The 22998-nt window shown below is 61.1% G+C and carries 18 protein-coding genes; 11 read left to right on the plus strand and 7 right to left on the minus strand.

Annotated features, from left to right (window positions below; translation table 11 throughout):
• Positions 1–27: 27 nt before the first annotated feature.
• Complete coding sequence (locus ACQRBT_RS19360) at positions 28–963, minus strand: LysR family transcriptional regulator (RefSeq protein WP_090370153.1); 936 nt, start codon at positions 961–963, stop codon at positions 28–30.
• Between the two features lie 166 nt (positions 964–1129).
• On the opposite strand from ACQRBT_RS19360, the gene ACQRBT_RS19365 reads away from it, so the two are divergent.
• Entirely contained in the window at positions 1130–2359 is a 1230-nt protein-coding gene (locus ACQRBT_RS19365) for an acyl-CoA dehydrogenase (protein ID WP_090370155.1), read from the plus strand.
• Between the two features lie 155 nt (positions 2360–2514).
• Here ACQRBT_RS19365 and ACQRBT_RS19370 read toward each other — a convergent pair whose 3' ends face one another.
• Positions 2515–3843 carry a substrate-binding domain-containing protein gene (locus ACQRBT_RS19370; RefSeq protein WP_412047253.1) on the minus strand — a complete coding sequence of 443 codons (1329 nt, stop codon included), beginning with the start codon at positions 3841–3843 and terminating at the stop codon, positions 2515–2517.
• Positions 3844–4045: 202 nt separating this feature from the next.
• Positions 4046–4858, minus strand: a complete 813-nt coding sequence (gene xthA / locus ACQRBT_RS19375; protein WP_060756719.1) for an exodeoxyribonuclease III — start codon at positions 4856–4858, stop codon at positions 4046–4048.
• Between the two features lie 167 nt (positions 4859–5025).
• Between xthA and ACQRBT_RS19380 the strand changes: the two genes are divergently transcribed.
• The 7 genes from ACQRBT_RS19380 (at position 5026) to ACQRBT_RS19410 (ending at position 16020) form a co-directional block, all read left to right on the plus strand.
• Entirely contained in the window at positions 5026–5667 is a 642-nt protein-coding gene (locus ACQRBT_RS19380; protein WP_198761799.1) for a GNAT family N-acetyltransferase, read from the plus strand.
• Between the two features lie 64 nt (positions 5668–5731).
• Positions 5732–7459, plus strand: coding sequence for an autotransporter assembly complex protein TamA (locus ACQRBT_RS19385; RefSeq protein WP_060756717.1), 1728 nt, complete (start codon positions 5732–5734; stop codon positions 7457–7459).
• Entirely contained in the window at positions 7459–11130 is a 3672-nt protein-coding gene (locus ACQRBT_RS19390; RefSeq protein ID WP_412047252.1) for a translocation/assembly module TamB domain-containing protein, read from the plus strand. Before ACQRBT_RS19385 ends, ACQRBT_RS19390 begins: the two co-directional genes overlap by 1 nt.
• Positions 11131–11354: 224 nt before the next feature.
• On the plus strand, positions 11355–11828 hold the full coding sequence (locus ACQRBT_RS19395) for a MarR family winged helix-turn-helix transcriptional regulator (protein ID WP_060756715.1): 474 nt from the start codon (positions 11355–11357) through the stop codon (positions 11826–11828).
• The gene (locus ACQRBT_RS19400) at positions 11825–13276 is read left to right on the plus strand and encodes an efflux transporter outer membrane subunit (protein ID WP_412047251.1); all 1452 of its coding nucleotides are present in this window, start codon (positions 11825–11827) and stop codon (positions 13274–13276) included. Before ACQRBT_RS19395 ends, ACQRBT_RS19400 begins: the two co-directional genes overlap by 4 nt.
• Before the next feature lie 15 nt (positions 13277–13291).
• Positions 13292–14491: an efflux RND transporter periplasmic adaptor subunit gene (locus tag ACQRBT_RS19405; RefSeq protein WP_412047250.1), complete on the plus strand. Its 1200-nt coding sequence runs from the start codon at positions 13292–13294 to the stop codon at positions 14489–14491.
• The gene (locus tag ACQRBT_RS19410; protein ID WP_412047249.1) at positions 14491–16020 is read left to right on the plus strand and encodes a DHA2 family efflux MFS transporter permease subunit; all 1530 of its coding nucleotides are present in this window, start codon (positions 14491–14493) and stop codon (positions 16018–16020) included. Before ACQRBT_RS19405 ends, ACQRBT_RS19410 begins: the two co-directional genes overlap by 1 nt.
• 89 nt (positions 16021–16109) lie before the next feature.
• On the opposite strand, the gene lpxH is transcribed toward ACQRBT_RS19410, so the two are convergent.
• Both lpxH and ACQRBT_RS19420 read right to left on the minus strand, forming a co-directional pair.
• Positions 16110–16859 (minus strand): UDP-2,3-diacylglucosamine diphosphatase, encoded by a 750-nt coding sequence (gene lpxH, locus ACQRBT_RS19415; protein WP_090370170.1) that lies wholly within the window; start codon positions 16857–16859, stop codon positions 16110–16112.
• Positions 16856–17359: a peptidylprolyl isomerase gene (locus tag ACQRBT_RS19420; protein ID WP_090370172.1), complete on the minus strand. Its 504-nt coding sequence runs from the start codon at positions 17357–17359 to the stop codon at positions 16856–16858. The genes lpxH and ACQRBT_RS19420 overlap by 4 nt, the downstream gene beginning before the upstream one ends.
• A gap of 259 nt (positions 17360–17618) precedes the next feature.
• On the opposite strand from ACQRBT_RS19420, the gene ACQRBT_RS19425 reads away from it, so the two are divergent.
• Both ACQRBT_RS19425 and cysS read left to right on the plus strand, forming a co-directional pair.
• Positions 17619–19319, plus strand: coding sequence for a glutamine--tRNA ligase/YqeY domain fusion protein (locus tag ACQRBT_RS19425; protein WP_060756709.1), 1701 nt, complete (start codon positions 17619–17621; stop codon positions 19317–19319).
• Positions 19320–19340: 21 nt separating this feature from the next.
• Positions 19341–20723 carry a cysteine--tRNA ligase gene (cysS, locus tag ACQRBT_RS19430; protein ID WP_060756708.1) on the plus strand — a complete coding sequence of 461 codons (1383 nt, stop codon included), beginning with the start codon at positions 19341–19343 and terminating at the stop codon, positions 20721–20723.
• A 127-nt stretch (positions 20724–20850) separates the two neighbouring features.
• On the opposite strand, the gene ACQRBT_RS19435 is transcribed toward cysS, so the two are convergent.
• Both ACQRBT_RS19435 and ACQRBT_RS19440 read right to left on the minus strand, forming a co-directional pair.
• Positions 20851–21294, minus strand: a complete 444-nt coding sequence (locus tag ACQRBT_RS19435) for a hypothetical protein (RefSeq protein ID WP_060756707.1) — start codon at positions 21292–21294, stop codon at positions 20851–20853.
• A 164-nt stretch (positions 21295–21458) separates the two neighbouring features.
• The gene (locus tag ACQRBT_RS19440; RefSeq protein ID WP_412047248.1) at positions 21459–22010 is read right to left on the minus strand and encodes a dihydrofolate reductase family protein; all 552 of its coding nucleotides are present in this window, start codon (positions 22008–22010) and stop codon (positions 21459–21461) included.
• Between the two features lie 142 nt (positions 22011–22152).
• Here ACQRBT_RS19440 and lepB point away from each other — a divergent pair, with 142 nt between their 5' ends.
• The gene (gene lepB / locus ACQRBT_RS19445; RefSeq protein ID WP_104994167.1) at positions 22153–22821 is read left to right on the plus strand and encodes a signal peptidase I; all 669 of its coding nucleotides are present in this window, start codon (positions 22153–22155) and stop codon (positions 22819–22821) included.
• Positions 22822–22998 lie beyond the last annotated feature (177 nt).

Consider the following 22998-nt stretch of genomic DNA (forward strand, 5'->3'; position numbering starts at 1 on the left):
AGTGTCAGCTTTACGTAAACGTCAAGGTCAAGCCGGTTTGCTGTCGAACTTCTTTTCCTGCGCCATGACTTGTTGGCACAACTCGATCATTTGCTCACGCATCCAGCGGTTGGCCGGGTCCTGGTCGGTGCTCTCATGCCAGTACAAGTGGGTTTCCACGGGCGGCACGTCGTTGACCGGCAGGTTGAACCAGTGCAGTTCGTGGCGGCGGGCGAAGCGTTCGGGCACGGTCATCACCATGTCGGTCTGCTGCAACACCTGCGAGGCCATCAGGTAATGCTGCGAGCGCAGGGCGATCTTGCGCTGGATGCCCATCTTGCCCAGCGCCAGGTCGACATGGCCCAGGCCGTTGCGGCGGCTGGAGATGTGAATATGGGTCAGTGCCAGGTAGTCATCCAGGGTGAACTTGTCTTTGCCCGCCAGTGGATGGCCTTTGCGCATTGCGCACACGTAGCGGTCTTCCATCAACTTGACGTGGCGCACCTGTGGGTCGGTGTTCAGCGGCGCATCCACGGCAAAGTCCAGGCGCCCGGCCGCCAGCTCTTTGGTGGTCTCGCGGCGTTTGGACAGGAAACTCTCGATCGCTACCGTGGGCGCCAGGCGGCGAAGACGCTGGAACAGCAGGGGCAGGATCACCGCTTCGGTGAGGTCGGTCATGCTGATGCGGTAGGTCTTGGCCGCCTGCTGGGGGTTGAAAATCCGGCTTTCCTGTACCGACACCCGCAGCAACGACAAGGCATTGCGCACCGGGCCGATGATGTTCTGCGCCATGGGCGTGGGCACCATGCCCTGGGCGGTACGCACGAACAGCGGGTCGTTGAAGGTTTCGCGCAGACGCGCCAGTGCGTTGGATACCGCCGGCTGGGTGATGCCGACAATCTGCCCGGCGCGGGTCAGGTTGGCTTCGGTATAGATCGCATCAAAAACGATAAACAGGTTGAGGTCGACCTTGCTCAGATTCATTGCGTTGCGCTCTTATTGTTAGATGGCGATTTGTCAGGTGCTCATGCGTTGATCATATATCGGTGATGAATGTTAATACACGCCGAGAATAGGCTAGGTAAATTATCAGCGCTGTTCTAGCATCAATTCCATGCCCTAAACAACCTCTCAAAGAAGGGAGCTGCCCATGGATTTTGCCTATTCGCCCAAGGTTCAGGAACTGCGTGAGCGCGTCACCGCCTTTATGGATGCGTATGTCTACCCGGCCGAGCCGGTGTTTGAACGCCAGGTCAGCGAAGGGGATCGCTGGCAGCCCACTGCCATCATGGAGGAGTTGAAGGCCAAGGCCAAAGCCGAGGGCTTGTGGAACCTGTTCCTGCCGGAATCCGAACTGGGCGCCGGCCTGACCAACCTTGAATATGCGCCGCTGGCCGAAATCATGGGACGCTCCTTGCTCGGCCCGGAGCCCTTCAATTGTTCGGCTCCCGACACCGGCAACATGGAAGTGCTGGTGCGTTATGCCAATGAAGAACAGAAGCAGCGCTGGCTCGAACCGTTGCTGCGCGGCGAAATCCGCTCTGCCTTCGCCATGACCGAACCGGACGTGGCGTCCTCAGACGCCACCAACATGGCTGCCCGCGCCGAGCGCCAGGGCGACGAATGGGTGATCAACGGTAAAAAATGGTGGACCTCCGGCGCATGCGACCCGCGCTGCAAGATCCTGATCTTCATGGGCCTGAGCAACCCGGACGCGCCGCGTCACCAGCAGCACTCGATGATCCTGGTGCCGGTGGATACGCCCGGGGTGAAAATCCTGCGCCCGCTGCCGGTATTCGGCTACGACGATGCCCCCCACGGCCACGCCGAAGTGCTGTTCGAGAATGTGCGGGTGCCCTACGAAAACGTGCTGCTCGGCGAAGGCCGGGGCTTCGAGATTGCCCAGGGGCGCCTTGGCCCGGGCCGTATCCACCATTGCATGCGCTCGATCGGCATGGCCGAGCGCGCACTGGAACTGATGTGCAAACGCTCCGTCAGCCGTACCGCATTCGGCAAGCCATTGGCTCGTCTGGGCGGCAATATCGACAAGATCGCCGACTCGCGCATGGAAATCGACATGGCGCGCCTCCTGACTTTGAAAGCGGCGTACATGATGGACACTGTCGGCAATAAAGTGGCGAAAAGCGAAATTGCCCAGATCAAGGTGGTGGCGCCGAACGTGGCGTTGAAGGTCATCGACCGGGCGATCCAGATCCATGGCGGCGCGGGTGTGTCCAACGACTTCCCGTTGGCCTACATGTACGCCATGCAACGTACCCTGCGCCTGGCCGACGGCCCGGACGAAGTGCACCGCGCGGCGATCGGCAAGTTCGAGATCGGCAAGTATGTGCCGCGGGAACTGATGCGTAGCGGGCAGTAGGACTGCGTCGCCTGCCATCGGGAGCAAGTCGAATCGTCGCACCGCCCCTCCCACACTAGACTGGGTTCGCAAATTTCTATTTGTGAATACAGTTTACTGTGGGAGGGGGCTTGCTCCCGATGAGGCCAGTATCAACAACACAACCCCCACAGATCTCAGTACACCCAAACCTCCACCCGCCGATTCTTGATCCGCCCCTCATCCGCCGTATTCGCTGCCACCGGCATCTGCGCACCAAACCCACGGATATCACGCAGCACCACGCCGCTCTTGACCAGTTCCCGGCGTACCGCCATCGCCCGCAGTTTCGAGAGTAACGCCGCGCGCTGCGGATCATTCTTCACATCGCCAAACCCCACCAACGTGACCTGCTTGTCGAGCTTGCCGTGGCCTTTCAGGTACGCCACCACCCGCTGCAAATCCTGCCGCGCCTTGTTGTCCAGGCTGGCGCTGCCTTCCTCGAAGCGGAAGTTCACGCTCAAGCGCTGGGCGTCGCGGGCGATGGCTTGATAGTCCTCGGGCATCGATGGGCGTGGCTCCACACTGATCGCCTGCACGTGCTGGGCAATAAAGCCACTGGCCGCCACGATCGCCTGGCCTTTGCTGCTCTGGGTAAAGTCCACCAGGGCTTTGGCCCAAGGGTTGTGGTTGGACGGCGGCAGGTAAAAGAACAACCGGCGTGACAACGGGTAGTCCTCGGTCGCAATCAGGCTGGCCAGCGGCAGCATGGGTTGGGAGTCGCCGTCGACAATCGCCACGGCCTTGGCCTGGCGTACATAGGGCAGGCCGATAAAGCCAATGCCTTGGGGATCGTGGCTCACCGCATCGGACAAGGCCTCACTGGACTCGAAACGCTGGGCACTGGTGGCCAGGGGCTTGCCACGCCGGCTCAATACCAGCTCCTTGAACGTGTCATAGGTGCCGGACTGATCATCCCGCGTATACAAATGGATGCCGCCACCGATCCCGCCCAGTGCCTCCCAGGTACTGACCTCACCGTTGAAAATCTGCGCCAATTGCTCGGTGTTCAAGGTCGTGAGCGGGTTGCGCGGGTTGAGGATGATCGCCAGGCCATCGATGGCAATCACTTGTTCGGCTTCGGGGCTTTTCAGGTCACCCAGGGGCTCGAGGTCTACCAGCTCGCTGTCCTTGATGGGGCGCGAAGACGCCGCCAGGTCGGCGTTGGCCATGTTCAGTGCGGTAAACCCGGTGCTGGAGCCGTGGGCCGCGACCTCGATGGTTACCGTTTTGCCCTGGCGCGTCTTGCCCACCCAGCGCTGTTCATTGCTGCCTGGGGTTTCGCTGTGTATTCCCTGCAACCCCTGATGCTCCATCAACCCTTTGACCAGCGCCGGTCCCAGTGCCGCGCCAATCGTGTTGGAGCCCTGGATGCGTAAAGCAGGGCCTTGGTCGGGAACGGGGAGGGCAGCGGCCACCGCGACGAGCGGGAACAGGGTCAGCAGGAACAGAACGCGCAGCCTCATGCCGGCACCTTCTTAAGCCAAAGGGAGTGCCGGGAGAATAAGTCAGGCAGATGACATCAATATGACTGCCGCGCCGGGGGACAAAATGTGGGAGGGGGCTTGCTCCCGATAGCGGTGGATCAGTTGATACATTTGCCGACTGACCATTCGCTATCGGGAGCAAGCCCCCTCCCACACTTAAACAACCAGGTTCAGCGGGGAATCAGCTCAACTCAAGCCAGATCGGTGCATGGTCCGACGGCTTTTCCAAACCGCGCAACTCGTAATCCACACCGGCATCCTTGACCCGTGCCAGCAAGCCGTTGGACGCCAGGATCACATCAATGCGCAAGCCACGCTTGGGCTCGTCTTCAAAGCCGCGGCTGCGGTAATCGAACCAGCTGAAGCGGTCGGCTACCGTCGGGTTCAAGTGCCGGAAGCTGTCCACCAGGCCCCAATTTTTCAGGCGCGCCATCCATTCGCGCTCTTCCGGCAGGAAACTGCACTTGCCGGTTTTCAGCCAGCGCTTGGCGTTGTCGGCGCCGATGCCGATATCGCAGTCTTCCGGGGAAATGTTCACGTCGCCCATCACCACCAGAGCCTGCTCATTGTTGAACTGGCTTTCCAGCAGGTGCTGCAGGTCTGCATAGAAGCGCTGCTTGGCCGGGAACTTGGTCGGGTGGTCGCGGCTTTCGCCCTGGGGGAAGTAGCCGTTCATCACGGTGATCGGGTGGCCGTTTTCATCCGCGAAGGTGCCCCAGATAAAACGGCGCTGGGCGTCCTCTTCATCCGTGGCAAAGCCTTTGTGCACGCTCAGGGCTTCTTTGCGCGAAAGCAGCGCCACGCCGTAATGGCCTTTTTGCCCGTGGTAATACACGTGATAGCCCAAAGCCTGTACTTCGGCCAAGGGGAACTGGTCATCGTGGACTTTGGTTTCCTGCAGGCCGATCACGTCGGGTTGGTGTTTCTCGATCAACGCCGCCAGCTGATGAGGGCGGGCGCGCAGCCCGTTGATATTGAAAGAGACGATTTTCATGGTCGGCAGTCCAGTCTGGCAAAACGGCGATGCTAGCCGACAAGTCCGGCGGGGGCCAGCGTGGCGGTAGGGTGGATGCACTGCTAATGTCTGGGAACGACTCGCGCCGTACAAGTTCGTACCCATAAGAACGCCACCTTTCAATGGCGCCCAGGGAGATTGAACGTATGCCCGACACCACTGCCCAGATTCACCTGCTCGACAGCGGATATTCCCGCGAAGCCCGCTCATTGCTGTACCAGGCCTATCGTCATGAGCCGACCTTCGCCTATATCTTCGAAGCCGAGCGTCCGGGCTACGAGCAGCGCGTGCGGGCCACGGTGCGCGAGTTGGTCAAACAGCATTTCTTCCAGAAGTTGCCGGCCATCGGCCTATTGGTGAATGACCGCTTGATCGGCATTGCCTTGATCGCGCCACCGCAACGGCGCCTGGGGATCACCGAGAGCTGGGCCTGGCAATTGCGCATGTGGCTGAGCACCGGCGTGCGCGGTACGCGCCGTTACCTGGAATACCATCACGCGGTGCTGGCGTGCCTGCCGGGGGACGCGGTGCATGTGCTGCCGCTGTTGGGCATTCACCCGCAATTCCAGGGCAAGCACTACGGCGAGCAACTGCTGGAAGCGGTGCACAACTGGTGTGCCGAAGACCCACACTCGTCGGGCGTGGTGCTCGACACCGGCAACTCCCGCTACCTGGAGTTCTACAAACGCCAAGGCTATGAGGAAATCGGTGAAGTCGCCGTAGGGCCGATCCTGGAGCACGTGTTTTTTCACCCCAATCCCCAGGCGTTACATGCTGCAACGGGTTAAGACAGAATTATTCAGACAATTCCGAGTTCAAACAGTCTCCCTAGCTCGTGTAGCATCCGCGCCTATGAAGTTTCCAGGAAGATTTACCAGCGGCTTGGTTCTGCTGTTCACAAGCTGCGGCGCTTTGGCGCAAAGCGAATTGGACGTGCGTGTCAAACCCTCCAACGACGCGTTGAAAGCCAACATCGAAGGCTATATCGGCGGGGTCGGCGATCGTGATGAAGAAGCGTTGCTGCGGTTCAGCCGTGGCGCCGAGGAGCAGGCGCGCAAAGCGGCGCAGGCTCTGGGTTTCTATCAGCCACAGATCGCCAGTGATGTACAGGGCGGCAAGAACCCGCGCCTGATCCTCACCATCGACCCCGGCGAACCGGTGCATTTGCGCAACGTGACCATTCGGGTCGACGGCCAGGCGGCTAGCCTCAAGGCGTTTCGCGTGCCGGCCGGTGACGACCTCAAGCCCGGCGCCGTGCTCAACCACGGCCATTATGAAGACGCCAAGCGTCTGATCCAGAACCAGGCCTCACGCTACGGCTTTTTCAGCGGGCGTTTTACCAGCCAGAAGCTGTCGGTGGACCCCAAGGCGGGCGTGGCCGATATCGAACTCATTTATGACAGTGGCAAGCGCTACACCATGGGCAAGGTCAACTTCACCGGCGACACGCCGTTCGATGCCGACCTGCTGCAACGCATGGTGCCGTTCAAAAGCGGCACCCCCTACGATTCCGAATTGATCGCCGAACTCAACCAGAACCTGCAAGCGAGCGGGTTCTTCGAAGGCGTGCGCGTGGACGCCGCGCCCGCTGCCGCCACCGACGATGTGATCCCGGTGGCGGTGCAGTTGGAAACCCGCAAGCCGCGCACCATGGGCCTGGGCCTGGGTTACTCGACCGACGTCGGCCCGCGCGGCAAGGCCAACTGGACCCGCCACTGGGTCAACCCCCAAGGCCATAGCTACGGCTGGGAAGCCGAGTTATCGGCGCCGCGCCAGAACGTCGGGCTGTGGTACGACGTGCCGCTGGACCCGCCGCTGACCGACAAGCTGCGCTTTGCCGGCGGCTACCAGAACGAAGAACTCGCCGGCACCGACACCTTGAGTAAATTGCTCACGGTCGGTCCCGAATGGCACAGCAAGTTGCCCAGTGGCTGGACCCGGATCATCTCGCTCAAGTACCAGCGTGAAGAATATCGCCTGGGCAATGATTCCGGCTTGAGTAACCTGGTGATGCCGGGGATCAGTTATTCCTACCTGCGCAGCGACAACCGTATCGACCCGCACAACGGCTACCGCCTGATGTTCGACACTAAGGTCGCCAAGGAAGGGCTCGGTTCCGACACCAACCTGCTTTACGGTACGGCGACCATCAAGGGCCTGACCACGCTGTGGGACAACCATCGCTTCCTGGGCCGTGCACAGTTCGGCGGCAGTGCCACCAACGGCTACAAATCCGTGCCGCCCTCGCTGCGCTTCTTTGCCGGGGGTGACCAGAGCGTACGCGGCTACGAGTACCAGACCCTGTCGCCGGAGAACGACCTTGGTGACCGTATCGGCGGCCGCTACATGGTGGCCCTGAGCGCCGAGTATCAATACTCCATCGCCGAGAAATGGCGGATCGCGACCTTTATCGACCAGGGCAACTCGTTCAACACCCTGGACATGCCCAGCCTGAAAACCGGTGTCGGCGTGGGTATCCGCTGGGTCTCGCCGGTGGGGCCGATCCGCCTCGACCTGGCCCATGCCCTCGAAGATCCGGGCGGCATTCGACTGCACTTTTCCATGGGGCCTGAGCTGTGATGCGTGGTTTGAAAATAGCGGGGCTGGCCGTGGTGGCGCTCCTCGCTTTAGCGTTTGTGGGGTTATGGACGCTGCTTGGCACCCAGGCGGGCAGCCGTTGGGCGTTGGGCCAGGTGCCGGGTTTGAGCGTCGAGAACTTCCAGGGGCATTTAGGTGGCCAATGGAGCGCCGATCACCTCCTTTGGCAGCAGGGCACCAGCCGCGTCGAGCTTGATGCGCCGAAATTCGATTGGTCACCGGCCTGCCTGTTGCGCATGACGGTGTGCATCAATCAGTTGGACGTGGAACAGGTCAACCTGCACTTTGCGCCCAGTACGGAAGACAGCAGCGGGCCGATCCAATTGCCTGAGTTGAAATTGCCGGTTGCCATCCAGTTGGGCGAAGTTCGCGTCGGTAGGCTGTTATTCAATGGCAGCGAAGAGCTCAAGGGCCTGCAATTGGCCGCGCACTGGACGGCGGCGGGTCTGCAGATCGACTCGGTGCACCTGCAGCGCGATGGGCTGGTGCTGGACCTCAATGGCCTGTTGCAACCTGTGGGCGATTGGCCGCTGACCGCCACCGGCAACCTGAGCTTGCCCTATGCCCCGGGCGGCGCGCCGTGGAAGGTGGCCCTCAAGGTCGATGGCGACTTGCTCAAGACCCTCAAGCTCGACGCCGACAGCAGCGGCTACCTGCCGGCCAAGCTCAGCGGCGAACTGCAGCCCCTGGTGGAGAACCTTCCCGCGCAACTGCATCTCACCGCCGATGGCTTCAAAGCCAGCGCCGACCTGCCCGACACCCTGCAACTCAATCAACTGGTCCTCACCGCCCAAGGTGATTTGCACAACGGTTACCAACTGCTGGGCAAAGCGCTGTTGCCGGCGGAAAAAGGGCCGGTGGACTTGCTGCTGCAAGGCAAGGTCGACGCCAAGGGCGCGCAGATCGCCGGGCTCGACCTGACTGCCGGCGACCAGCAAAGCCTCAAGCTCAACGCCAACCTGGACTGGCAACAAGGCTTCAGCGCCGACGCCAGGATCGACTGGCGGGATTTCCCCTGGCATCGCCTCTACCCACTGATCGACGAACCGCAGGTGGTATTGCGTACCTTTAATGGTGAAGTCTCTTACAAAGACGGCAACTACCTCGGCAACCTCAAGGCCGACCTCGACGGCCCGGCCGGCAAATTCAATGTGGTCACGCCGTTCAGTGGTGACCTCAAGCAGGTCTTCCTGCCGGAGTTGAAACTGAGCGCCGGCCAAGGCAAGGCCGAGGGCCATCTGAACCTGCAATTTGTCGACGGCATCGCCTGGGACACCGCGTTGGACCTGTCGGCGTTGAACCCGGCGTATTGGGTCGCCGAATTGCCGGGCACCCTGGCCGGCCCACTGCGCAGCAAGGGTGAGTTCAAGAATGAACAGCTCAAGCTCAACGCCGACCTCGACCTCAAGGGCCGTCTGCGTGGGCAAACCGCCGTGCTGGCCGCCAAGGCCGAAGGGGCGGGCGAGCAATGGACCCTGGCCAACCTGGATATCCGCCTGGGCGACAATCGCATCAACGGCAGTGGCAGCTTGCAGCAGCGTCTGGCCGGGCAGATCGATATCAAGCTGGCGCGTCTGGCCCAGCTGTGGCCACAGCTGCGCGGGCAGATCAATGGCCGGGTGGATGTCGTCGGCAGCCTGAAGGCGCCGCAAGGCAAGCTTGATCTCAAAGGCCAGCAATTGGCATTCGCCGATAATCGCCTGCAGAGCCTGAGCCTCGACGCCACGCTCGACAGCGCCCAGCGCGCCAGGCTCGACCTCAAGGGCAGCGGCATTCAGGCCGGCGAAACCCAGGTCGGCACCCTGACTGCCAGCGCCCAGGGCGACATCAAGAGCCAGAAAGTCCAGTTGGACCTGGCCGGCCCGCTGGTCAAGCTGGCTCTGGCCCTGGACGGCAATCTCGACAAGGGCAACTGGCGCGGGCGCCTGGCCAGTGGCGAGGTACAAGCCGGTGGCCAGGACTGGAACCTGCAGGCCCCGGCGAAGATCGAGCGGCTGGCGGACGGCAAGCTGACCTTCGCTGCGCATTGCTGGGTGTCCGGTGCGGCCAGCCTGTGTGGTGAGGATCAGCGCCTGATGCCCGAACCCAAATTGCGCTACCACCTCAAGCAATTCCCCATCGACAGCCTGGCGGCCTTCTTGCCCAAAGACTTTGCCTGGCAGGGCAAGCTCAACGCCGACGTGCAGCTCGACCTGCCCGCCAGCGGCCCCAAGGGCGTGGTCGCGGTGGACGCCAGTGGGGGCACCTTGCGCGTCAAGGACAAGGCCCAGTGGCTGGACTTTCCCTACGAGACCCTGAAGCTGGAAAGCACCCTCAAACCTGACCGCATCGACACCCAACTCAACTTCCGCGGCGGCAGGCTCGGAGAGCTGCTGGTGCAGGCGCAGATCAATCCGTTGCCGAAGAACAAGCCGATGACCGGCAATTTCAGCCTGACCGGCCTGGACCTCGCCGTGGCGCGGCCCTTTGTGCCGATGGTGGAAAAACTCAACGGCAAGCTCAATGGCAGCGGCCGCATCTCCGGTGGCCTGCTCGCGCCGCAGGTCAACGGCAGCGTGAACCTGGTGGGCGGCGAGATTTCCGGGGCGCAATTGCCGGTGAGCCTGGAGGGCCTGAATGTACAGGCGCTGATCGCCGGCGAGAATGTGCAGCTCAATGGTGGCTGGCGCAGCGGCAAGGCCGGGCAGGGCAGCCTCAAGGGCCAGATCGGTTGGGGCCAGGCCCTGGCGGTCGACCTCAGCCTGCAAGGTTCGCAACTGCCGGTGACGGTGGAGCCTTACGCGGTGCTGGAAGTGGCGCCCGACCTGAAGATCAGCCTCAAGGGCGACAAGCTGGCCATAGCCGGCAAGGTGCACATCCCGCGCGGCGATATCACCGTGCGTGAACTGCCGCCGTCGACCGTCAAGGTCTCGGATGACACGATCATCGTCGGCAGCCAGACCGAGGAGGGCAAGCCGCCGATGGCGATGGCCATGGATATCGACGTGGTGGTGGGCGAAGACCAGCTCAACTTCGCAGGCTTCGGCCTGACCGCCAAGGTGCAGGGCCAGGTGCATATCGGCGACAACATGGACACCCGTGGCGAGCTGTGGCTCAACGACGGTCGCTACCGCGCCTACGGGCAAAAACTCGATGTGCGGCGTGCCCGGCTGTTGTTTGCCGGGCCGCTCGACCAGCCGTATCTGGACATCGAAGCCGTGCGCAAGACCGGCGACGTTACTGCCGGTATCCGTCTGAGCGGCAGCGCCGAACAGCCGACCACGCAGATCTTCTCGGAGCCGGCCATGAGCCAGGAGCAGGCGCTGTCCTACCTGGTGCTGGGGCGTCCGCTGAGCACCACCGGCGAAGACAACAACATGCTCGCCCAAGCCGCATTGGGCCTGGGGTTGATGGGCAGCGCCGGGGTGACTTCGGACATCGCCAAGAACCTGGGTATCCAGGACTTCGAACTCGACACCCAGGGCAGCGGCAACACCACGGCGGTAGTGGCCAGCGGCAAGATCACCGAGAAACTCAGCCTGCGTTATGGGGTTGGGGTGTTCGAGCCGGCCAACACCATTGCGCTGCGCTATCTGCTCAGCAAGAAGGTGTATCTGGAAGTGGCCAGTGGCGTGGCCAGTTCGCTGGATATTTTCTACAAGCGGGATTTCTAGGTCTCACTCGCACAAAAAATAGTGCGGGGAGGCTTGATTGTGGGAGGGGGCTTGCTCCCGATAGCGGTACATCTGCCACCTTGTCTGGGGCTGATGCACAGCTATCGGGAGCAAGCCCCCTCGCACATTAGCAAGCAAGCTAATAATTCCATTTGACATTCGCTGCCTAAGCAGTAACATCTTGTCATACATTCACTGCCTAGGCAGTAATAAGGTGACTTCCGATGGCCCACTTCACCCCTGACAGTTTCCGCAACTGCCACCTCGGCCTCCTGCTGGGCCGAGCCGCACTGCTCAAAGACCGCATCATCGACACCCATATGGAACCCCACGGTGTGACCGCCGCGCAGTTCAAGGTGTTGATCATCATTGCCCAATTCGACGTCGACACCCCGGCCGAGCTGTGCCGCAACCTGTCCCTGGACAGCGGCTCCATGACCCGGATGCTCGACCGTCTGGAACAGAAGGGCCTGCTCGCGCGCAAGCGTTCCGAGCACGACCGGCGCCAGGTGCAACTGGTGCTTACCGAGGACGGTCAGCGCCTGGCGGACATGTTGCCGTACATCGGCGCCCAGTCGATGAACGAACTGGCCGGGGCCCTGGAGCCTGGCGAGTTGCAAACCCTGGAACGCATCCTCAAGAAAATCCTGATAGCTGCGGGTGACGCCATCGTCATCCAGCGGGTAGGTGATCAATGAACACGCGCACACTCAGCCTGGTGCTGGTGGCGATGACCCTGGCCGGTTGCGCCAACTACAGCGGCCTCGACACTCAAGGCAAACGCCTCGACGCCAACACCCTGCAAACCGGCAAATCCCTCAGTGGCGTGACCCTGTCGACGGCCGCCTGGCCGACCGCCGATTGGTGGAAAAGCCTGGGCGACCCGCAACTCGACGGCCTGATTCGCGAGGCCCTGCAAAACAGCCCGGACATGCAAGTGGCCAGCGCCCGTGCGCACCAGGCCCAAGCGGCTGCCTTTGCCGCCGACGCCGCCCGCATGCCGACCCTGGATGCCAGCGCCGGTATCAGCCGCTCGCGGTTGGCCAAGGACCAGGACCCGCGAGGGCAGGGCGATGCCTACGCCACGGTGCGTAACATCAGTGCCGGCTTCAACTACAACTTCGATCTCTGGGGTGGCCAGCGCGCCGCCTGGGAAGCCGCGTTGGGCCAGGCCCGTGCCGCCGAAGTCGACCAGCAGGCCGCGCGCCTGACCCTGGCCGCCAACGTGGCCAAGGCTTACAGCGACCTGGGCCAGGCGCATATCGTGCGTGACCTGGCCAATGACGACCTCAAGCGCACGCGCCAGATGCTCGACCTGAGCAAGCGCCGCCTGAGTTCGGGCATCGACAGTGAATACCAGTTCCAACAGACCGAAAGCCTGGAAGCCAGCTCCGAATCGCAGCTGATCGATGCGGAAAAACAACTGCAGAGCGCCAAGATCGCTCTGGCGGTATTGCTCGGCAAAGGGCCCGATCGTGGCAACGAACTGGCCCGCCCGAACGTATTGAAAGCCAGCGCCGTGGCCGTGCCGTCCGTGCTGCCGGCCGAGCTGCTGGGCCGTCGCCCGGACCTGATCGCCGCGCGCTGGCGTGTGGAGGCTGCGAGCAAAAATATCGACGCGAGCAAAACCCGCTTTTACCCCAACCTCAACCTGAGCGCGAGCGCCGGGGCCGAGTCGTTGCTGGGAGATGCGATGTTCGGCTCGGCCAGCCGATTCTTCAGCATTGCGCCGACGATCTCGTTGCCGATCTTCGATGGCGGGCGCCTGCGTGCCGACCTGGATGCCCGCGACGCCGATTACGACCTGGCCGTTGCCCAGTACAACAAAACCCTGGTGCAAGCCTTGGGCGATATCGGCACCACCCTGTCCCAGCTACGCGACACCGGACGGCAGATCCAGGCCCAGCAACATGCTGCGGACATTGCCAGGCAGTCCTTTGATACCGGTATGCAGCGCTACAGCTCCGGGATCGGTAGCTACCTGGACGTGCTCAGCATCGAGCAGCAATTGCTGCAGGCCCAGCGTCAGCTGGCGACCCTGAATGCGGCACAGATCGATTTGTCGATTCAATTGATGCAGGCCCTGGGTGGCGGGTTCAACGCCAATAACGTGGCCGCAACCACCCCAGCCACACGCACGGAATAATTGGAGGTATTTGTCATGGCCACTGCCGACAGCAACAACGCAAACGAACCCACCAACGACAGCAACCCGCGCAAACGCAAGGTGATGCTGCTGCTCCTGGCGCTGATCGTCATCCTCGGCGCCGTGGGCGTGTGGGGCTGGTATGAGTTCTACGGCCGCTTCAGCGAAAGTACCGACGACGCCTATGTGAACGGCAACGTGGTGGAAATCACTCCGTTGGTCACCGGCACTGTGGTCAGCATCGGTGCCGACGATGGCGACCTGGTCCACGAAGGCCAGGTGCTGGTCAACTTCGACCCGAATGACGCCGCCGTCGGCCTGCAAAGTGCCCAGGCCAACCTGGCGCGCACCGTGCGCCAGGTGCGCGGCTTGTACAGCAACGTCGATGGTATGAAAGCGCAGGTCAATGCGCAGAAAGCCGATGTGCAGACCGCCCAGGATAACTACAACCGCCGTAAAACCCTGGCCCAGGGCGGCGCGATCTCCCAGGAAGAACTGTCCCACGCCCGTGACAGCCTGACCGCCGCGAAGAACGCCCTGACCAACCTTGAGCAGCAACTCAAGACCAGCAACGCGCTGGTGGATGACACCGTGATCAGTTCGCACCCCGACGTACAAGCCTCCGCCGCGCAACTGCGCCAGGCCTACCTGACCAACGCCCGCAGCACCTTGATTGCGCCGGTCACCGGTTACGTGGCCAAGCGCACCGTGCAACTGGGCCAGCGCGTGCAGCCGGGTACCGCCCTGATGGCCGTGATCCCGCTCGACCAGCTGTGGATCGACGCCAACTTCAAGGAAACCCAGCTGCGCAACATGCGCATCGGCCAGCCGGTGGACATCGAAGCGGACATCTACGGCAGCGACGTGAAATTCAGCGGCACCGTCGACAGCCTCGGCGCCGGCACCGGCAGCGCATTTGCCCTGCTACCGGCGCAGAACGCCACTGGTAACTGGATCAAGATCGTCCAGCGGGTACCGGTGCGCATCCACATCAACGCCGACGAGTTGGCCAAGAACCCGCTGCGGGTCGGCTTGAGCACCCTGGTCAATGTGGACCTGCACGACCAGAGCGGCCCGGTGCTGGCGCAACAGGCGCCGCAAAAGGCCTCGTTCACCACCAATGTGTATGACCGCCAACTGGCCGAAGCCGACGCCATGATCACCCAGTTGATCCATGACAACAGCATCGCCGCACCCAAGGCTGTGCAACGCTGATGAGCAATAACGCCTCCTTCACGCCACCCAGCCTGGTGATGGCCACTATTGGCCTGTCGCTGGCGACCTTTATGCAGGTGCTCGACACCACCATCGCCAACGTGGCGTTGCCGACCATTTCCGGCAACCTCGGCGTGAGTTCGGAGCAGGGCACCTGGGTCATTACCTCGTTTGCGGTGAGCAACGCGATTGCCTTGCCGCTCACCGGCTGGTTGAGCCGGCGCTTCGGTGAGGTGAAGCTGTTTTTATGGGCGACCATCCTGTTTGTGTTGGCCTCGTTTATGTGTGGTGTGTCCACCTCGATGCCCGAGCTGATCGGCTTTCGCGTGCTGCAAGGCTTGGTGGCCGGGCCGCTGTACCCGATGACCCAGACGTTGCTGATCGCGGTGTATCCGCCGGCGAGACGGGGTATGGCCCTGGCGTTGCTGGCGATGGTCACGGTGGTGGCGCCGATCGCCGGGCCTATCCTCGGCGGCTGGATCACCGACAGCTACAGCTGGCCGTGGATCTTCTTCATCAACGTGCCCATCGGCATCTTTGCGGTGATGGTGGTGCGTGCGCAGTTGAAGAACCGCCCGGTGGTCACCAGCTATCAGCCGATGGACTACGTCGGGCTGTTGAGCCTGATCGTCGGTGTGGGCGCCTTGCAGATCATCCTCGACAAGGGCAACGACCTGGACTGGTTCGAATCCAACTTCATCATCATGGGCGCCGTGATCTCGGCCATTGCCCTGGCGGTGTTCGTGATCTGGGAAATGACCGACAAGCACCCGGTGGTCAACCTGCGGCTGTTCGCCTACCGCAACTTCCGTATCGGCACCATCGTGTTGATCCTGGGCTATGCGGGTTTCTTCGGCATCAACCTGATCCTGCCGCAATGGTTGCAGACCCAGATGGGCTACACCGCCACCTGGGCCGGCCTGGCGGTGGCGCCAATCGGGATTTTGCCGGTGCTGATGTCGCCCTTCGTGGGCAAGTACGCGCACAAGTTCGACCTGCGCCTGCTGGCGGGCCTGGCGTTCCTGGCGATCGGCTTGAGTTGCTTCATGCGCGCCGGTTTCACCAATGAAGTGGACTTCCAGCACGTTGCCCTGGTGCAGTTGTTCATGGGTATCGGCGTGGCGCTGTTCTTTATGCCGACCTTGAGCATCCTGATGTCCGACCTGCCGCCGCACCAGATTGCCGATGGCGCCGGGCTGGCGACGTTCCTGCGTACCCTGGGCGGTAGCTTCGCGGCATCGCTGACCACCTGGATCTGGATTCGCCGGGCCGACCAGCACCATGCGTACATGAGCGAGAACATGACCACCTATGACTCGGCCACCCGTGACGCCCTGAATGCATTGGGCGGGACAGGGCAGAAGGCTTACACCCAGCTGGACCAGATCCTCACCAGCCAGGCGTACATGATGTCCACCGTGGATTACTTCACGTTGCTGGGCTGGATGTTCATGGCGTTGATGCTGCTGGTGTGGCTGGCCAAGCCGCCGTTCACCGCAAAAGCGGGGCCTGCGGCTTCCGGTCACTGATCCCGGGGTACACGCGGTCAAAATGTGGGAGGGGGCAAGCCCCCCCACATTTGAATCTTTGTTCACATTGGAGCAGTGATGTCTGGGGGTTAGGCGCCAGGCAGCGCCAACTGTGGGTTGGTGAAGTCGAATGCCGCCAACTGAAAGCCTTGCTCATCCACCTGCAATGCCCACCCTTGCTTATCCCAATCCCCCAGCACAATGCGCTTGGCCGCCTGGTCGCCGATCTGCAGTTTATGAATGGCGGGGCGGTGGGTATGGCCGTGGACCAGGGTGCGTACGCCGAACTGCTGCATGATGCGCGGCACTTCTTCGGGGGTGACATCGACAATGTCGTTGGCCTTCATGCGCGTCTGCGCGCGGCTTTCGCTGCGCAGCTTGCGCGCCAGCTTGTGCCGGGTGCCCAGGGGCAGGTGGCGCAGGATAAACAGCACAATCGGGTTGCGCAGGATGCGCCGCAGCTTCATATAGCCGACGTCGCGGGTGCAGAGGCTGTCGCCGTGCATCAAGAGCACCGGCTCGCCGTAGAACTGCACGACACTCGGGTCCTTGAGCAAGGTGGCGCCTGCCGCTTTGCAGAACCGCTTGCCGATCAGGAAATCGCGATTGCCGTGCATGAGGAAAATCGGGGTGCCGCTGTCGCTCAGCTCACGCAGAGCCTCGCAGATGGAGCGCTGGAAGGGGGTCATGCCGTCGTCGCCAATCCAGGCTTCAAAGAAGTCCCCCAGAATGTACAACGCCTGGGCGCCACGGGCGCGGCCTTGGAGCAGATCCAGAAACGCCCGGGTAATGTCCGGGCGTTCCTCTTCCAGATGCAAATCTGAAATCAGTAATATCACCCAACGATCTCGGCTTTCTCGACGATCACGTCTTCTACCGGTACGTCCTGGTGACCGGCTTTACCGGTGGTCTGCACGCTTTTGATCTTGTCGACAACGTCGGTGCCTTCGGTGACTTTACCGAATACCGCGTAACCCCAACCCTGCACGTTCTTGCCGCTGTGGTTCAGGAAAGCGTTGTCGGCCACGTTGATGAAAAACTGCGCGGAGGCCGAATGCGGCTCCATGGTACGGGCCATGGCGACGGTGTACTTGTCGTTGGAAAGGCCGTTGTCCGCTTCGTTCTGGATGCTTGGGCGCTTGTCTTTCTTTTCTTTCATGCCGGGTTCGAAACCACCGCCCTGGATCATGAAGTTACCGATCACACGGTGGAAAACCGTGTTTTCGTAGTGACCGGCCTTAACGTATTCGATGAAGTTGGCGACGGTGATCGGCGCTTTCTCGGCGTTCAGCTCGATGACGATGTCACCGTGGTTGGTGGTCAGTTTGACTTGGGTCATGGTCGTGTCTCTTTCAAGGAATTCGTGGGTTGGACGCCTGGGCGCCGTGACCGGTTTGGCTCAATGGCAGCCAAGGCGCGCAGTTTAGCGTGCCTGGCAGGAATTTCGAGGTGGTTTTTTACCGCGTCCGTCATTAAAACAGCAATTAAAGCTGCAGTTTTCGGTCGCACCCTGTCAGCGGCTTGACAGCATCAGCTATGATAACCGCTTTGTTTTATCTGGCCCCAACCGGCCACGTACCTGTCTGTTCAAGGATCCTATGAGCAAGCCCACTGTCGACCCTACCTCGAACTCCAAGGCCGGACCTGCCGTCCCGGTCAATTTCCTGCGCCCGATCATCCAGGCGGACCTGGATTCGGGCAAGCACACGCAGATCGTCACCCGCTTCCCGCCAGAGCCCAACGGCTACCTGCACATCGGTCACGCCAAGTCGATCTGTGTGAACTTCGGCCTGGCCCAGGAGTTCGGTGGCGTCACGCACCTGCGTTTCGACGACACCAACCCGGCCAAGGAAGACCAGGAATACATCGACGCCATCGAAAGTGACGTGAAGTGGCTGGGTTTCGAATGGTCCGGTGAAGTGCGCTATGCCTCGCAATACTTCGACCAGTTGCACGACTGGGCCGTCGAGCTGATCAAGGCCGGCAAGGCCTACGTCGATGACCTGACTCCGGAGCAGGCCAAGGAATACCGTGGCAGCCTGACCGAACCTGGCAAGAACAGCCCGTTCCGCGACCGTTCGGTGGAAGAGAACCTGGACTGGTTCGCCCGCATGCGTGCCGGTGAGTTCCCCGACGGTGCCCGTGTGCTGCGCGCCAAGATCGACATGGCCTCGCCGAACATGAACCTGCGCGACCCGATCATGTATCGCATCCGCCATGCCCACCACCACCAGACCGGCGACAAGTGGTGCATCTACCCGAACTACGACTTTACCCACGGTCAGTCGGACGCCATCGAAGGCATCACCCACTCCATCTGCACCCTGGAGTTCGAAAGCCATCGCCCGCTGTACGAATGGTTCCTGAGCCACCTGCCAGTGCCGGCGCAGCCGCGTCAGTACGAGTTCAGCCGCCTGAACCTGAACTACACCATCACCAGCAAGCGCAAGCTCAAGCAACTGGTTGATGAAAAGCACGTGCATGGCTGGGACGACCCGCGCATGTCCACGCTGTCGGGTTTCCGTCGCCGTGGCTACACGCCAGCTTCGATCCGCAACTTCTGCGACATGGTCGGCACCAACCGTTCCGACGGCGTGGTCGACTTCGGCATGCTCGAATTCAGCATCCGCCAGGACCTGGACGCCAACGCCCCGCGCGCCATGTGCGTGCTGCGCCCGTTGAAAGTCGTGATCACCAACTACCCGGAAGATAAGGTCGAGAACCTCGAACTGCCGCGTCATCCGCAGAAAGAAGAACTCGGCGTGCGCAAGCTGCCGTTCGCCCGTGAAATCTACATCGACCGCGATGACTTCATGGAAGAGCCGCCAAAGGGCTACAAGCGCCTGGAGCCGAACGGCGAAGTGCGTCTGCGTGGCAGCTATGTGATCCGTGCCGACGAAGCGATCAAGGACGCCGAGGGCAACATCGTCGAACTGCGCTGCTCGTACGACCCGGACACCCTGGGCAAGAACCCGGAAGGCCGCAAGGTCAAGGGCGTGATTCACTGGGTGCCGGCCGCGGCCAGCATCGAGTGCGAAGTGCGCCTGTACGATCGTCTGTTCCGCTCGCCGAACCCTGAAAAGGCCGAAGACAGCGCGAGCTTCCTCGACAACATCAACCCTGACTCCCTGCAAGTACTCACTGGTTGTCGTGCCGAACCCTCGTTGGGCGAAGCACAGCCGGAAGACCGTTTTCAGTTCGAGCGCGAAGGCTACTTCTGCGCGGATATCAAGGACTCGAAACCAGGCGCTCCGGTCTTCAACCGTACCGTGACCTTGCGTGATTCGTGGGGCCAGTGATCAAGTCTTAAGGAAGCCGATGTGCTAACGATCTACAACACACTCAGCAAGACCAAAGAAGTCTTCAAGCCGCTGGATGGCAACAAGGTGCGCATGTACGTGTGCGGCATGACCGTGTACGACTACTGCCACATTGGCCATGGCCGCAGCATGGTTGCCTTCGACCTGGTCACCCGCTGGCTGCGTTTCAGCGGTTATGACCTGACCTATGTGCGCAACATCACCGACATCGACGACAAGATCATCAACCGTGCCAACGAAAACGGCGAGTCGTTCGACGCGCTGACCGAGCGCATGATTGCCGCCATGCATGAGGATGAGGCACGCCTCAACATCCTCAAGCCGGACATGGAACCGCGTGCCACGGACCACATCCCTGGCATGCACGCGATGATCCAGACCCTGATCGACAAGGGCTACGCCTACGCCCCGGGCAATGGCGACGTGTACTATCGCGTCGCCAAGTTCATGGGCTACGGCAAGCTGTCGCGCAAGAAGATCGAAGACCTGCGCATCGGCGCCCGCATCGAAGTCGACGAAGCCAAGCAAGATCCGCTCGACTTCGTGCTGTGGAAAGCCACCAAGCCGGGCGAGCCAAGCTGGGAATCGCCATGGGGCGCCGGGCGTCCGGGCTGGCACATCGAATGCTCGGTGATGTCCACCTGCTGCCTGGGCGAGACCTTCGACATTCATGGCGGCGGCAGCGACCTCGAGTTCCCGCACCACGAAAACGAAATCGCCCAGAGCGAAGCCGCCACCGGCAAGACCTACGCCAATGCCTGGATGCACTGCGGCATGATCCGCATCAATGGCGAGAAGATGTCCAAGTCCTTGAACAACTTCTTCACCATCCGCGACGTGCTCGAGAAGTATCACCCGGAAGTGGTGCGATACCTGCTGGTGTCCAGCCACTACCGCAGTGCGATCAACTACTCGGAAGACAACCTCAAGGACGCCAAGGGCGCCCTGGAACGTTTCTACCATGCGTTGAAGGGCTTGCCGGCAGTCGCTCCAGCGGGCGGCGAAGCCTTCGTGGCCCGCTTCACCGAAGTCATGAACGACGACTTCGGCACCCCGGAAGCCTGCGCGGTGCTGTTCGAGATGGTGCGCGAGATCAACCGTCTGCGCGAGAGCGATCTCGACGCAGCGGCGGGCCTGGCGGCGCGCTTGAAAGAGCTGGCGAGTGTGCTTGGGGTTCTGCAAATGAAGCCTGAGGAGTTCCTGCAAGCCGGCGCTGAAGGACGTGTGGACGCCGCTGAAGTGGATGCGCTGATCCAGGCGCGTCTGACCGCGCGTACCAACAAGGACTGGGCGGAATCCGACCGTATCCGTGACCAACTGACCGCAATGGGTGTGGTGTTGGAAGACGGGAAGGGCGGGACGACGTGGCGGTTGGCTGACTGACCATTGGTTGCTGCACGCTGAATGAAAAACGCCCCGACTGGTTCGGGGCGTTTTTTTATTCGCTGTTTGTGCTGCACCGACGCTACCTGCAAACGATCCCTCCTCGGCAGGCATCTAAAGTGCATTATCAGCGAGAGCCTATATTCAAAACCCCATCTTTAATCTCCGCAATTTCGGGTTTGGTTTCGTCAAATTTCCGGGCTTTGAATTTGAAGGTCCCCTGCACATTCTCCAAGCTTGGAGGAGCAAGTAAAGTAATTGTACCTGCGATGGCGTTATACGAGTCGAGGGCTGGGGTGTTAGGCGGTGTGTAGTGGGCGACGATCCCATTGACTGAACCATCAAGAGGGTATGTCCCCGCCGGAGTGCCTAAAGGAATGCCGAAGCTGATCTGGTGGACGCGAAAGGGGTTGAAGATATGGTGGTACGCCCTGACGATAAGTCGAACGCCTGTTTCGCTGGTAATGGCGATATTGGATTCAAACTTAAACTTTTCGCCTTCCACGAAAATCTCGGCGATGACTTCCTTTGCGACCGAGATAGTGGATGTCGCTACTGATGAGTTATTCATAATATGGCCCTATTGAAAGCTGTCATGCGGATGCAAGGCAGTGAAAAAAACAATAGGTAAGTCAGTAAGTATTCGGAACTGTCAGATTCAACAGTTTTTTAGTCTGGTTTGTAATAAGGAAAACGTTGCTCTATTCCTTTTGTGGCGTTGTGTTGTGCTTAACCTCAACGCGTGTCACTTACCTCATACCGACTCTGCACAAACCCATTGTCCGACACATGTGTGCTGACGTGATGAAGCTCATGCTCACGGCCAACCTGGCTGAACAGCGGAATGCCTTGCCCCAGCAAAACCGGGATACGCGTGATGATCAACTCGTCGATCAGGCCCGCTTCCAGAAATGCCTGGATCGTCTGGCCTCCATCGATGTACAGATGCTTCATGCCGCGTTCGGCTAGCTGGGCCACCACCGCAGGCGCGTCGGCTGCCATGACTTCGACCTTGCCTTCCAGGTGGGCAGGCAGCGCCAGCGGATGGTGCGAAAGGGCTATGACCGGCGTGCCTTCATAAAGCCACTCGGCGAAGGACGCCACCTTCTCCAGGGTTTTGCGGCCCATCACCAGTGCATCAACGGTGGCGATATAGCTTTCAAACGTCATGCCGTTCAAGACAGCACGTTCATACTCCGGCCGAAGAAGCCACTCGATATCGCCATCGGGTCGTGCGATAAACCCGTCGATGCTGGCTGCGATAAAGACAGAGCATTTGATATCCATGGGGCCGCTTTCCTTTTGTGTCATTGACCTTGAGCGCAAGTGCTAATGGTCATTTAATCCTGATGTGTAACAAGCGAGCGTAGCCAAAAATCATCTGGGTGTCTGGCGGGTGCCAATGCCCCTTTCTGTATTGCGAGGATGTATGCGACGTTGGTTGGGCCGTTACCGTTACGCAATCATTTTCTGGCTGTGCTTCGGCATTTTCCGTACATCCCTGGCCGATTGGAACCCTATTCCGTCAGGCTCCATGCGCCCCACGTTGCTGGAGGGGGATGTGGTGCTGGTCAATCGCGTGGCGTATGACCTCAAGGTGCCGCTGACGGATATTTCCCTGGCCAAGCTCGATAACCCCCAGCGTGGCGATGTGGTCACGTTTTCGTCGCCCAAGGATGGCATGCGCCTGATCAAGCGCATCGTCGGTATACCCGGTGACACCCTGGAAATGAAAGATGAGGTGTTGTGGGTCAACGGCGTGCCTGCCACCTACAGTGATGCGCAGGACATCAGCGAACCCATCGTTGCCGGCCATACGGTGCCGGGGATCAAGCTGAACGAGCTGGCGGCCAACCGTCAGCGCACTGTCCAGTTCATGCCGACCGTGCGGGCGTTGCGCAATTTCGGCCCGGTGGTGGTACCTGCCGACAGCTATTTCATGCTCGGCGACAACCGCGATAACAGCGATGACTCCCGGTATATCGGCTTTGTGCCACGCCGGCTGCTGATCGGGCGAGCGCATCACATCCTTGCCTCAGCCGAGATCCTGGATCACTGGATGCCACGCGTTAGCCGGTTTGGCGCAGCGATTTTGTAATCGGACTCACGCGAGTCCAAATGTGGGAGGGGGCCTGCCCTAATGTCAGTTAAGAGAACCTGCCGCGACCAGACTCTGTAGTGAGCGGGCTTGCCCCGCGCTGGGTGGCGCAGCCGCCCCAACAAGGACGCCGTGGTGTTTCAGGAAGATCGCGGTGACTGGATTTGGGGCGGCTTT

The organism is Pseudomonas sp. R19M, assembly GCF_050312585.1.
In the GTDB taxonomy this organism is placed as follows: Bacteria; Pseudomonadota; Gammaproteobacteria; order Pseudomonadales; family Pseudomonadaceae; genus Aquipseudomonas; species Aquipseudomonas palleroniana.